This window comes from Providencia sp. wls1914 (genome assembly GCF_009706645.1).
Classification (GTDB): Bacteria; Pseudomonadota; Gammaproteobacteria; order Enterobacterales; family Enterobacteriaceae; genus Providencia; species Providencia zhijiangensis.
In genome coordinates, this window is record NZ_WLUN01000002.1 from 25,428 (window position 1) to 38,022 (window position 12,595).

Consider the following 12,595-nt stretch of genomic DNA (forward strand, 5'->3'; position numbering starts at 1 on the left):
TGTGTTGAATTAGCGACTTTTTATATAAATTGTTATCTATCTTTAACCTTGCACAACAACAACGTGCTATTCTATCGCCCAATAATTTAGATGAACGATGCTGGTTGTGGCTTTAACGCGCTAGACGTTAACACGCTTGAGTAGCAATCAGGGGATAACCATAATTACTATGGTGGAATTTGATTGAATGCCTGAAACGATTTTTACCTCTCACCCGATAAACTGGTTAGAAGAGGGCGACGAGAGTGTTCCTGAAAGTGTATTGGATTGGTTGCAAGAGCAGGGGTCGATGACCAAGCGGTTTGAGCAGCATAGTCAGAAAGTGACAGTAATACCTTATTTAGAACGCTATATCTCACTGGATATGCTCACCGCCGACGAACAAAAATGCTTACCAATTAGTGAGCGTTATTGGCTACGGGAAGTGATTATGTATGGGGATAATATCCCTTGGTTGATTGGCAGAACGCTGATCCCAGAAGAGACGCTCACCGATAATGACAAACAATTAGTGGATATTGGGCGAGTCCCATTAGGGCGCTACCTTTTTAGTCATGAAAACCTAACCCGAGATTATATTGAAATGGGATCCAGCGCTGACCGCTGGGTACGCCGCTCCTTATTAAGATTGTCCGAAAAACCATTATTATTAACCGAAATATTTTTACCTGAATCACCTGCATATAGATAACTATCTAACATAATTCAAATAACGTTTATGGGTAAAATAGAAGCATAAAGGAGCACGACAACGTGGAGGGAAGTATGGCGCTAAGTAAATGGCATGCATACAGCCGTTTAATGCGTATTGATAGACCTATTGGCTCACTGTTATTACTGTGGCCAACCTATTGGGCGCTGTGGATTGCCGCCCAAGGCACGCCAAGTTTGCATATTCTGATTGTCTTTACGGCAGGTGTATTTTTAATGCGTGCCGCAGGCTGTGTTATCAATGATTTTGCTGATCGTAATTTCGATGGGCACGTAGAAAGAACCAAACATCGACCACTGCCTAGCGGTGATGTCACGGAAAAAGAAGCAAAAATCCTATTTGCTGCGCTGGTGGGGCTCTCTTTCTTATTGGTATTGAGTTTGAATACCATGACTATTTGGTTATCGGTCGCAGGCTTAGCGCTAGCGTGGATCTACCCGTTTGTAAAACGCGTGAGCCATTTACCTCAAGTCGTATTGGGGGCTGCATTTGGCTGGTCAATCCCGATGGGATTCTCAGCCGTTAGTGAGTCCTTACCATTAGTTTGTTGGTTACTGTTTTTAGTGAATATCATCTGGTCAGTGATTTATGACACCCAGTATGCGATGGTTGACCGCAACGATGATTTAAAAATTGGCGTGAAATCGACGGCGATTTTGTTCGGTCAATATGACAAGCTGATTATTGGTTTGCTACAAATTGTCATGGTTGGCTTGCTGGTGGTGATTGGCTCATTGGCTAACTTAGGCATGGTTTATTATGGTTCGTTAGTGCTAGCCGCTGCGCTGTTTGTTTATCAGCAGCAATTGATGGTGAACCGGGAACGAGCGCCGTGCTTTAAAGCGTTTATGAATAATAACTATGTCGGTTTTATTCTGTTTATCGGTATGGTGATTAGCTATTTTTAACCATTAAAACGGGATAAGAAAAAGGGTAATGCATCTGCATTACCCTTTTTTGTTGGTGCATATCATTGACTTGCGAGATTACTCTTGCGGAGCTTCTGAGTCTGCATCAGCACTTTCCGGCGTATTTTTCGGTGCCGGTTTTGGTGCAGAAAGTTCTTCAGTTTGGCTAACGCTCTCAATGGTCAGACGGATTTCCGGTGACATCAAGCGTGCAAGCACAGCGTACAAGTTCTTCGCATTCGTCGAGAAAATATCGTTCTCGTTATTATCGATGTAGCCTTCTTCTTTGAGTGTGTCGACCAGTGTTGAGAACACGGCTTTATCAAAGAATTCAGGGGCGTTAATACCGTGAAGAACGGACAGACGCTGTGCGAGCATGCGGCTCTCTTTTTCCAACGTATTGCGGCTGACTTCTGGGCTTGCATTGAGTAATGACAGCGTGATGGCGTAGCGTTGCAGTGTCTCACGAACACCTGCGGCCAGTAGCTGCAAAGGACGGATACGGCGAGGATTTAACACCACCATATTCTCATCTTTCACACAGATCAGTTGTTGGCTGTTCAGCTCATTAATCAATGTATCCACCGTTTCCGTGAGCGCGTTTGCGTCATAACGCATAAACAGCTCAGCTTTCAGGAATGGATAAATCAGCGCAACTTGCTGGTGGATTGCGTCACGGCTAATTCGCTCATGGTGCAGCACAATGCTGGCGATAAGCGAAGGCAGAACCAGTAAGTGATGAATATTGTTACGGTAATAGGTCATTAAGACGGCATTTTCGCGTGGCAGAATAATAATATCCCCCATGCTGTCTTTTTCGACTTCAAACTTATTCATCTGCAAAGCGTGTTCAAGCAGCTCTTCAGCCGTTTTGTTCGGCGTGGTTGCATCGGCAGTGTAAGGAACATTGCGCAGTAGCTGCAGATAGCACTCGATTTGCTCAAGCAGCTGTTCACGGGTGAGTGAGCGCTGGCGTGAAGCCAACAATGCCGTTGAACATAAGTTAATCGCGTTGGCAGCTGCTGCATTATTGATATTCACCATAATGTTATCGGCTAAGCTGCTGACGGTTGGGTTCAACCAGCTTGGTCGTTGTGGCTCAATCGGGTCGATAGATTCACGCCAATTTGGTACGCGGTTATTTAAGTATTGGGTCAGTGAAATTGGTTGCCCAAAGTTCACATAGCCTTGGCCTAAATTACGCAGTTTGCGCAGACCACGCACCATGGAGAAGAAGCCTTCTTTCTCTTTCTCAGCACCACGCAGCTCTTTTGCGTAAGTTCCCACTTCCATCACATGCTCGTAACCAATATAGATAGGGACGATGGTGATAGGGCGGGAGTCTCCGCGTAGCATCGCTTGTAAGGTCATCGACAAGGTACCGGTTTTCGGTTCCAGTAAGCGACCTGTACGCGAACGACCGCCTTCCACAAAGTATTCAATGGAATAGCCGCGAGCAAATAGCTCACTGAGGTATTCGCGGAATACAGTGGAATAGAGCTTATTACCTTTGAACGTACGGCGAATAAAGAATGCGCCCAAACGGCGGAAAATCGGACCGGCTGGCCAAAAGTTCAGGTTAATACCCGCTGCAATGTGTGGTGGCACCAGACCTTGGTGATAAAGCACATAAGAAAGCAGCAGGTAGTCCATATGGCTACGGTGAGAGGGCACATACACAATTTCGTGGCCATCTTGCGCCAGCTGGCGAACGCGCTCAGCATGTTGAACGTTGATCCCTTGGTATAAGCGGTTCCATGTCCAGCCTAGTACGCGGTCAGTCAGTCGCACTGCTTCATAAGAGAAGTTGGCGGCAATCTCTTCCATCATCGCCACGGCATTTTGTTGGGCTTTTTGTAATGGGATTTTTTTACTGCGAGCTTCGTCTTCAACGGCTTTTTCAATGGCTTTAGAGGATAGCAGCTTATTAAACAGCTCATAGCGTGCTGGTAATCTAGGCCCTACAGCCGCCAAACGCTGACGAGAGTAATGAATTCGTGCTACGCGAGCGAGTTTATTGGCAATGATGGTATCAGTGCCATGCTCTTGTGCCATCTGGCCAAGAGAAATGCTCGGAGAAAAACGCACAAAGCTATCGCGCCCTAACCACAGGACTGCAAAGAATTTTTGCACACCATTTAAGAGTTTCAGCGGGGCAGGCTTATGCCCTTCGCGACCCGGCGCACGTCCAAACATGACGGATGCAGGTAGCATTTGAATATCAAGATTTGGGTTGTTTTTATGCAAATCCAGATACGCATGGAATATTTTTACTGACTCTTTACGTGGATCTGGGGAGTAGTAACGGAACACGCGCGGGCCATCATCAATAAACACATAGGCTGGGAGCTTGGTGCCATTGATGTCGTTATCCACGAGTGGATCAGGTAAACCAATCGCTAAGCATTGTTGGCGAAGCGTGAGCAGGTCGGACTTTGAGTGATATGGCAAGACATACAGCGTTGGCTTGTTTGGGTCAAGCTGCAACTCTGTTATCGGGTCCGTTGGGATTAGTTTACTTTTTACCAATAATTTCAGTGGTAAATTCAACGTGTTGTAATATATTTTACGCCATAGTGACATAAATGATTATAGCCTCTTGTTAGTAATGCTGCGCAATCATATCAGAAAGCAATGTTTAGATCTGTTATCGATAATTCACTTTGACTGCAAAAGTTGATTATTGTTTAGAAATTAAGGAAAAAATATGGCAAGTCAAACTAAGGGACTCACTCGGGTCATCAAAGCGGCTGGATACTCCCTTAAAGGTTTAAAAGCAGCATGGGTAAATGAAGCTGCATTTCGTCAAGAAGCGGTTGCTGCTATCATTGCGATAATTATAGCTTTTTACTTGGATATTAGCCAAATTGACAGAATTTTGTTGATTGGATCAGTGGTTTTAGTCGCTATTGTTGAGTTAATTAACAGTGCGATTGAGGCGGTTGTTGACCGTATTGGCAGTGAATACCATGAATTATCTGGACGAGCGAAAGATATCGGCTCCGCAGCTGTGTTCGTCACGATAGGATTGGCTCTGTTTATCTGGGGAACCGTTTTATGGGCGCGTTATTTTGCGGTTTAGTTGGCTAAAAACAGTAAAAGCGATAAAAAGCCAGAAATTCATCAACAAATGCAGATTTTGGCTAATTTAACAGTTCCCAATACCCATTTACCTGTATATACTCACAGTCTGACTGTATAAACAAACAGGGGAACGGGATGAAAGCACTGACAGCTCGACAACAGCAAGTTTACGATCTGGTGCGTGACCACATTTCGCAAACGGGCATGCCACCAACACGCGCTGAGATAGCAGCAAGTTTGGGTTTTCGTTCGCCTAATGCGGCAGAAGAACATTTAAAAGCCTTAGCTCGTAAAGGGGTAATTGAAATTGTTTCTGGAGCTTCCAGAGGCATTCGTCTGTTGTTAGAAGAAGAATCCGAAGATTTAGGGCTTCCTCTGATTGGACGTGTTGCTGCCGGCGAACCATTGCTTGCACAAGAGCATATTGAAAGCCATTATCAAGTCGACCCAGAGTTATTTAAACCACACGCGGACTTTTTATTACGCGTAAATGGTATGTCGATGAAAGATATCGGTATTATGGATGGTGATCTACTTGCGGTACATAAAACGCAGAATGTCCATAATGGGCAAATTGTTGTGGCGCGTATCGAAGATGAAGTCACGGTTAAACGCTTTAAGCAACAAGGTAATCGCGTTGAACTTATTGCTGAAAACGCTGATTTTGCACCAATCGTGGTTGATTTGCGCGAACAGAATTTTACCATTGAAGGTCTGGCTGTTGGGGTTATCCGTAACAGTGATTGGCATTGATGATGAGTGATTGAGTCTGGCAGCAGACTCAATATCTCTTTTCCGAATAGTCTTTCTTTATATAGCCATTTTTCATGTTGCTATATAGATCCCTTTCTTTTACTTCCTGTATATCTCTTCTTCTATATCACTTCTTTTTTGAACTGACTGTGTTTTTTGAACTGACTGTATTGTGATGGTCATGTTCACAGTGTTCATGATCTTGGCAATTGGAAACCTCAAAACATTTTTGGCATAAACCATGGTTTTCTACCACTGTATGCCTGAGATGAAAATGATTTTCTTCGGCTAGCGTACTAATCGCTTTTTCGATGGTTGTGCAGTCACTTTCAGTCACATTGCCACAATTATCACAAATTAACATCACTGAAATATGGCTTGGATTATCGACATGGTGACAAACCACATAGCTGTTTGTGGATTCAATTTTATGAATAAACCCTTGTTCCATGAGGAACTCTAAACCACGATAAACGGTAGGAGGTTTAGCCTGAGGCTCTATTTCACGCAGTAAATCTAGCAAATCATAAGCACTGATCGCACCGTGTTGTTGCGCAATTAACCGCAGAACAGTCTCTCTTTGTGGGGTCAAACGCACGCCTCGAGACTGACAAATACGTTCGGCCGTCGTAAGCAGCATGTCTTCACTGATTGTTTTCATCTTGTTTGGCCCCACCTGGATAGCTTCAAGTTTTTATTACTGTTTAGTTTACCATAACTTCCATTTCTGTTGTGTTTGAAATGATGGTGATGAAATAAACAGTTTTTTACTAAATTGAATACGCAATTTTAACTTTAATAAAGTCAACGTTAATAAAGAATGAATATCTTATTTAAAATGTGGCTTTTTTTATTTTAAATAAATCATTAATTGCTGCATTTTAGTTAATCATTGAGTGTTAATTTTAACCAAATAAAAACAATTATTGAAATTCATTGTTACTATTTGACGTTGATTTTAATTAAGACTTATCTTACCCCTTGTTTTTTATGTAGCGATTACTGGTGGGAAAAAGACACTCAATAGATGTTAAATCTAATAAATTTGCATCTTTACGGTTTATTAAGTTGTATATAAATATAAATATAGGTTTTTATATTTATAGATTTTTTGCAATATTTAGACATTTTTATAAATGCAAAATGAAGCCTTCATATAAATCTTTCTAAGTAATTCATCATTTCTTCAGGTTTAAGTAATCATTCAGTGAATAAAACTTGTTTATCTGCATTTTGTCGATATAAAAAACCAAGTCAACGCTTTATTTGGGTGGTTTTTGACAACATATGTCACGTATGTAGAATTGACATCAGAAAATATCACAAGGTAGTTATCAGGATTCATTTAGTGTTCTATATCAATTTTAATTAATTAATGAATGACTCAATAATTAATTTAGAAGTGAGAATGTTGGCTTAATGAGTTCTGTTTTTTAAATCACATAAATGAGATGGATCTCGTTTATATAAAAAAATCTCTAACCTGAATGAAATTCATCAAGTAGGAAAGCTAGAGGAATTTTCAAGGATGCACTGCTTAAGTAAATAGACTTGATTTTGCATCAGTGAAAACAGGAAAGAGAAAAAGAGAAATAGCAGTTCCTACTCATTTAAAGGAAAACTTTTATGAAACTGAATAAATTAGCATTAACTCTAGCTTTAGGTTTAGGTGTTGGCGTTTCTGGTGCTGCTTTAGCTGCTGATCCAGTAGAAAGCTCACAAGGTGAAATCCGTTTTACTGGTTTCATTAACGACGTTCCATGTTCAATCGATGCTGACAACCTGAAGCAATTAGTTGAATTCGGCGAAATCGCGTTACACGAACTGACTTCTAATCAATTCCGTTCAGACAGCAAAGCGTTCGATATCGTTCTGAAAAACTGCTCTACTGAAACTTACAAAAACGCAAAAATCACATTTACTGGTTCTACAGTAAACGGTTTCCAAGGCTTCACTGGTGACTTACTGGGCTTAGGCGGTAAAGTTAAAAACGCAGGTATCGTAATCACTAACGGCGCTGACAAAATCGTTGAATTCGGTAAAGCATTCCCAGGTACTGGTGACGGCTACGCGTTAAGCAATGGTGACGGCTCACAAACTACTCTGCACTTCGCAGCGTACGTTAAAGGTAACGAAGATCCAACTCAAAAAGCTACTACAGGTCGTTTTGACACTGTAGCTAACTTCAAAATTGTTTACCAATAATAGTCAGTTTCTATAGAGAACAATATGGCGTAGTCATACGCCATATTTCTTATATCGTCTTCACTGTATTTGTTTGTATAGGCGCATAGTTAATGAAAAGCATGAAGCTAAATCTAATTACAAAATTAATGCTTTTAATGTTAACGCCAATGGTTGCATTCTCTGAAGAGGCCGTTGATTTTAACACCGACTTCATTGATTCTGAAGGTAAAGAAAACGTCGACTTCAGTAAGTTCTCTCACGCCAATTATGTCCCTCCTGGGGATTACTCTTTAGCGATTGAAGTTAACCGCGCTAAAGTTTCTATGGAACAACCTATTACCTTTTTTAATCCTAATTACGACGACAAAGTTTCGTTGGCATGTATCACGCCTGAAATTTATGCATTATTGGGATTAAAAAAGGAGTGGAATAGCCAAGTCAAATGGCTAGATGATGGAAAATGTTTGGATATTCGCTCAGTTCCGGATATGACCATTCAAGGAGATTTGGCAAAGAACGTTGTACAGTTCAATATTCCTCAGGCCTACATGGAGTACTCAGACCCTGATTGGGACCCACCATCTCGTTGGGATGACGGGATCATGGGTGCATTTATTGACTATAACGCGACAGGACGCGTTGTTAATAAACAAACCGGCGATAAAGGAACGAAATCAGGTCTGACGGCCACAGGGACAATGGGGGCAAACTTCGGTGCATGGCGTTTGCGTGCCGATTGGCAAACTCAAAACGGTGAGCTGAATAAAGGCAGTAAATCATGGTCTTGGAACCAATTATACGCCTATAGAGCCATTCGTTCACTGAGTGCGCGTTTGACGATCGGGGAGCAATATTTAGCGTCAAACCTGTTTGACAGTATTCGTTATCTTGGTGCGAGTTTAGAAACTAACGAATCCATGTTGCCACCTCGCTTACAAGGCTATGCGCCTGAAATTGCGGGTGTTGCAAAAACGAATGCGACAGTCATGGTAAAACAAGATGGCCGTATTATTTATCAAACAGAAGTTAGCCCTGGTCCATTCCGTATTCAGGATGTGAACTCATTCGGTGGTGGTACGCTGGATGTGGTGATCCAGGAACAGGATGGCACAACAAGTAGCTATCGAGTGGAAACCTCTCGATTGGGTACGTTGACACGCCCTGGTCAGCTGATTTATCAATTTGTGATGGGTAAACCGACTAAAGATGACCATGATACTCAAGGCCCTGCATTTAGCATGGGATCGCTCTCTTGGGGGGCAACAAACAATATCACGGTTTATGGTGGTTTACAGGCATCATCTGAATATCAAAACGTTGCATTTGGTTTAGGTCGTGACTTTGCACCATTTGGTGTGTTATCAGGAAACATCAACATTTCTCGCGCGCAAATGGGGCGACTGGATGACAATGAAACGTTAACCGGTAACTCTTATAACCTAACGTATTCTAAGCAGTTTGATGAAATTAACAGTCAGATTACGTTTGCGGGTTATCGATTCTCCGAACGAAATTATATGTCAATGAGCCAGTTTATTGACCGTCGCTATAAAGGCGATAAGGTCGATAGTGGTAAAGAACTTTATACCATTATCTTTGGTACGGCGTTCCCGGATTATAACGCCAATATGTATTTGAACTATTCGCACCAAACCTATTGGAATAGAGCATCAACCAACCAGTATAACTTTACGCTTTCAAACTATTTTGATATTGGCAAAGTAAAAAATATCAGCCTGAGTTTAACGGCGTATAAAACGAAATCACGTGACCGTGATGATGATGGCGTTTATTTAAACCTCATGATCCCATTAAATAAAAATGAGTCGAGCATAAGTTATTCCAGTTCCTTTTCTGGGGGGAATAACTCCAATAACGTTAACTATTATAGCCGAATTGATAATCGCTCTTCTTACTCTGTGTCTGCAGGTAACTGGGATAAAGATAAAGTCACGACCGCGGGTACATATAGTTACGATGGCGATAGAAGCCAGCTGAATTTGAGTGGTACCTATATTCAGGATAACCAAACCGCCGTTTCTATGCAGTTAAAAGGCGGTATGACGATGACACCTGAAGGTGGCGCGATACACCGTAATAACTCAGTTCGTGGCGGATCCAGAATATTAGTCGATACTAATGGTGTCGCAGATGTACCCATCTTAAATGGAGTAACACCAATAAAAACTAACCGTTACGGTAAAGCGGTGGTCACCAGTGTGATGGACTACAACCGTAACAACTTAAATATTGATCTGAAAAATGTGCCGGATAATGCAGAAGCGCTGCAATCCACACAGTATGCAACCCTGACAGAAGGTGCCATTGGTTACCGTAAATTCAATGTCATCACGGGTGAAAAATTAATGGGAATTATCAGCTTGGCTGATGGAAGCTATCCACCATTTGGGGCTTCAGTGAAAAATGCGAAGAAAGTAGAAGTTGGAATTATTTCAGATAAAGGTTTTGTTTACTTAGCGGGTGTTAACCCATCAGAGTCGCTGGATGTGGTGTGGGGTGATGATACGTCATGTCATATTCAACTGCCTGAAAAATTAGATAGCAACATGGAGCATGATGTTTTATTGCCATGTAAATAATTAAAAAAAAATTTTAACGTCAACGGTGAAAATATGAATTTATTAACTAAACGCAATGCGGTCGCTATTTTAAGCGCCTCATTACTGGCTCAATCAGCTTATGCAGCCATTGCTATTGATAGAACTCGTGTGATTTACAACGAGGGCGATAAATCAGTGAGCGTAGGTTTAAGTAATGAACACAAAACCAGCCCTTATTTGGCGCAAGCATGGATAGAAAACGATAAAGATGAAAAAGTAAATTCTCCCTTTATTGTGACGCCACCAGTCCACCGACTTGAAGCGGATTCAAAAAGCCAAATTAAAATTCAGTCTGTGCCTGCTATCGCTAAATTACCGAAAGATCAGGAAAGCGTTTATTACCTAAACGTGCGAGAAATACCACCACGCAGTGAGAAAGCCAACGTATTACAAATTGCGTTACAAACAAAAATTAAATTGTTCTATCGTCCAGCTGCGATTGCGACGAAAGAAAGAATGGAAACTATTCCTCAAGAAAACGATATAAAACTGGTAAAACAGGGTGGTGGATATGTCGTTAAAAACCCAACCCCTTACTTCTTATCAGTCACTAAATTCAGCAAAGGTAAGACAGAAGTTGCCGATTTTGAACCTATTATGGTTCCACCACGTGGTGAAACTAGCTTAGGAAAAAATACAGGGGATATCGGGACATCACCAACCTTAGTATATCTCAACGATTTTGGCGGTACGATTGACTTGAAATTTAACTGCAGCGCGGTTGAGTGTTCTGTCGTACCTAGAAAATAAGGTCTACCGCTATGATGTCTATTAAAAATTTAGCCAAGGTATTATTGATATCATCGACTCTTTTTACGTCAGGTGCCTTTGGATTTTCAGGCTACCTGTATGTAGAAATTAAAGGTGTCGTCTTATCCAAGCCCTGCCAGATTAATAATGGACAAGCCATAGAAGTTGATTTTGGCAATGTCATGACCACGCGTATTGAAGGTGAAGTGTATAAACAGCCAATGGACTACACCATTACCTGTAAAGACGGCGTTCAACCAAAATTGAATATGTATATTGACGGCACACCCGCTGTGTTTGACCAGCGGGTGCTTAAAACGAGTGTCGATAATCTCGGTGTCCTTTTTAAGGCGGATACCAATGATTTTCCATTAAAAAGTAGACGTGCCTTTAACTTTGCATCACCGACTAAATTATTTGCGGTGTTGGTGAAGAAAAGTGGTGCTGATTTACCAGCGAAAGCCTTTACGGCTAATGCGACACTCAAAGTTGAGTATCAATAAAGGTGATAAACATGCGGAACATTTATAAGCTTATTGGGGTGTTTTTACTGTTTATCTTATTCCCTTTCTCTGCAACGGCGAGAGATAACGAAACAGACATTCTGATTAAAGGTAATTTAATCACACCGCCGCCGTGCCATATTGATAATGGTAAAGATATTGAAGTGGAGTTTGGTAACGTTCCCATTAAATCCATTCAAGGTAATGCCCAGAAGAGACAAGTGAATTACCAAATCCAGTGTGAAGAAAACAAGAACAACTGGGCCATGTATTTAACGTTAAATGGCGCAAAAAGCACGTTTGATACCAACGGATTGAATACTGGTATTACTAACCTAGCGGTTAAATTTCAACTAGGCGATCAAACTTTAGATTTAGGTAAAAAATATTTAATTAACCCAAGTAACCCTGGGGTGCTTTGGGCTGTATTGGTTCGTGATGGTAATAAAGAGCTGAAAACGGGCGACTTTCTTGCGAACGGAACCATGCTTGTGGAGTACCAATAATGAATAAGAAAATACGTTTTGGAATTTTATTTGCATTACTGGGAAACCTCGCTGCGGTAGCAACAATGCCTGCGCAAGCGGCGCAGAATAATATGAAAATCAAAGGGACGTTGGTGAATGCACCTTGTGTGGTATTACCTGAAAACTCAAAGGTTGAAGTTGATTTTGGTGATATTCGATTGCTGGATATCTATGAACCGGGATTTCAATTTCCTAATGAACCCTTCACGTTAGTGTTATCAGATTGCGATTTGACTATTGCACAAAAGTTGAAAGTAAAATTCTCAGGAACTGAAAACTTACTGCTGCCAGGTTCCCTTGCGTTGACGGGCAGTGATTTAAACCCTGGATTAGGTATTTTTATTGAGTTAACCGATGGAACCCCGATGAAAATTAACCAATTTTCATCGCTAATGCCAATCAGTAAAGCGGGTAAGAATGAATTACAGTTTAATTCATTTATCAAAGCGACATCGGATGTTGTGAATAATAAACAAGTGAAAGTCGGTAAAATATCAGCCACTGCAACATTTATATTTGAGTACGAGTAATTTTATTATCAAAGTGTATT

The 12,595-nt window shown here is 41.3% G+C and carries 10 protein-coding genes and 2 pseudogenes; 10 read left to right on the top strand and 2 right to left on the bottom strand.

Annotated elements, in window-relative coordinates; all coding sequences use genetic code 11:
• Positions 1-187: 187 nt before the first annotated feature.
• Complete coding sequence (ubiC, locus tag GKR74_RS00100) at positions 188-691, top strand: chorismate lyase (RefSeq protein ID WP_154601999.1); 504 nt, start codon at positions 188-190, stop codon at positions 689-691.
• Between the two features lie 74 nt (positions 692-765).
• Positions 766-1,620: a 4-hydroxybenzoate octaprenyltransferase gene (gene ubiA, locus GKR74_RS00105; RefSeq protein WP_036955408.1), complete on the top strand. Its 855-nt coding sequence runs from the start codon at positions 766-768 to the stop codon at positions 1,618-1,620.
• A gap of 78 nt (positions 1,621-1,698) precedes the next feature.
• Here the strand turns inward: ubiA and plsB are convergent, their stop codons facing one another.
• A complete protein-coding gene (gene plsB / locus GKR74_RS00110; protein ID WP_154602000.1) occupies positions 1,699-4,203 on the bottom strand; it encodes a glycerol-3-phosphate 1-O-acyltransferase PlsB in 2,505 nt (834 codons plus the stop codon).
• A 124-nt stretch (positions 4,204-4,327) separates the two neighbouring features.
• On the opposite strand from plsB, the gene GKR74_RS00115 reads away from it, so the two are divergent.
• Both GKR74_RS00115 and lexA read left to right on the top strand, forming a co-directional pair.
• Positions 4,328-4,702: a diacylglycerol kinase gene (locus GKR74_RS00115; protein WP_154602001.1), complete on the top strand. Its 375-nt coding sequence runs from the start codon at positions 4,328-4,330 to the stop codon at positions 4,700-4,702.
• Between the two features lie 137 nt (positions 4,703-4,839).
• A pseudogene (gene lexA, locus GKR74_RS00120) lies at positions 4,840-5,454 on the top strand (transcriptional repressor LexA); the annotation flags it as partial.
• A 157-nt stretch (positions 5,455-5,611) separates the two neighbouring features.
• On the opposite strand, the pseudogene zur reads toward lexA, so the two are convergent.
• Positions 5,612-6,118 (bottom strand): annotated as a pseudogene (gene zur / locus GKR74_RS00125) (zinc uptake transcriptional repressor Zur); the annotation flags it as partial.
• A 965-nt stretch (positions 6,119-7,083) separates the two neighbouring features.
• On the opposite strand from zur, the gene GKR74_RS00130 reads away from it, so the two are divergent.
• The 6 genes from GKR74_RS00130 (at position 7,084) to GKR74_RS00155 (ending at position 12,575) form a co-directional block, all read left to right on the top strand.
• Entirely contained in the window at positions 7,084-7,662 is a 579-nt protein-coding gene (locus tag GKR74_RS00130) for a fimbrial protein (protein ID WP_154602003.1), read from the top strand.
• A 101-nt stretch (positions 7,663-7,763) separates the two neighbouring features.
• Complete coding sequence (locus GKR74_RS00135; protein WP_230086667.1) at positions 7,764-10,244, top strand: fimbria/pilus outer membrane usher protein; 2,481 nt, start codon at positions 7,764-7,766, stop codon at positions 10,242-10,244.
• A 33-nt stretch (positions 10,245-10,277) separates the two neighbouring features.
• Positions 10,278-11,015, top strand: coding sequence for a fimbria/pilus periplasmic chaperone (locus tag GKR74_RS00140; protein WP_154602005.1), 738 nt, complete (start codon positions 10,278-10,280; stop codon positions 11,013-11,015).
• Between the two features lie 11 nt (positions 11,016-11,026).
• A complete protein-coding gene (locus GKR74_RS00145) occupies positions 11,027-11,518 on the top strand; it encodes a fimbrial protein (RefSeq protein ID WP_154602006.1) in 492 nt (163 codons plus the stop codon).
• An 11-nt stretch (positions 11,519-11,529) separates the two neighbouring features.
• Positions 11,530-12,024 carry a fimbrial protein gene (locus GKR74_RS00150; RefSeq protein ID WP_154602007.1) on the top strand — a complete coding sequence of 165 codons (495 nt, stop codon included), beginning with the start codon at positions 11,530-11,532 and terminating at the stop codon, positions 12,022-12,024.
• Positions 12,024-12,575, top strand: a complete 552-nt coding sequence (locus tag GKR74_RS00155; RefSeq protein WP_154602008.1) for a fimbrial protein — start codon at positions 12,024-12,026, stop codon at positions 12,573-12,575. The genes GKR74_RS00150 and GKR74_RS00155 overlap by 1 nt, the downstream gene beginning before the upstream one ends.
• Positions 12,576-12,595: the final 20 nt, after the last annotated feature.

Bases quoted from the DNA above. Each gene is read 5' to 3' on its own strand.
- GKR74_RS00115 (WP_154602001.1), top strand. From the start codon at position 4,328: ATGGCAAGTCAAACTAAGGGACTCACTCGGGTCATCAAAGCGGCTGGA.
- GKR74_RS00130 (WP_154602003.1), top strand. From the start codon at position 7,084: ATGAAACTGAATAAATTAGCATTAACTCTAGCTTTAGGTTTAGGTGTT.
- GKR74_RS00135 (WP_230086667.1), top strand. From the start codon at position 7,764: ATGAAGCTAAATCTAATTACAAAATTAATGCTTTTAATGTTAACGCCA.
- GKR74_RS00150 (WP_154602007.1), top strand. From the start codon at position 11,530: ATGCGGAACATTTATAAGCTTATTGGGGTGTTTTTACTGTTTATCTTA.
- GKR74_RS00155 (WP_154602008.1), top strand. From the start codon at position 12,024: ATGAATAAGAAAATACGTTTTGGAATTTTATTTGCATTACTGGGAAAC.
- ubiC (WP_154601999.1), top strand. From the start codon at position 188: ATGCCTGAAACGATTTTTACCTCTCACCCGATAAACTGGTTAGAAGAG.
- plsB (WP_154602000.1), bottom strand. From the start codon at position 4,203: ATGTCACTATGGCGTAAAATATATTACAACACGTTGAATTTACCACTG.
- GKR74_RS00145 (WP_154602006.1), top strand. From the start codon at position 11,027: ATGATGTCTATTAAAAATTTAGCCAAGGTATTATTGATATCATCGACT.
- GKR74_RS00140 (WP_154602005.1), top strand. From the start codon at position 10,278: ATGAATTTATTAACTAAACGCAATGCGGTCGCTATTTTAAGCGCCTCA.
- ubiA (WP_036955408.1), top strand. From the start codon at position 766: ATGGCGCTAAGTAAATGGCATGCATACAGCCGTTTAATGCGTATTGAT.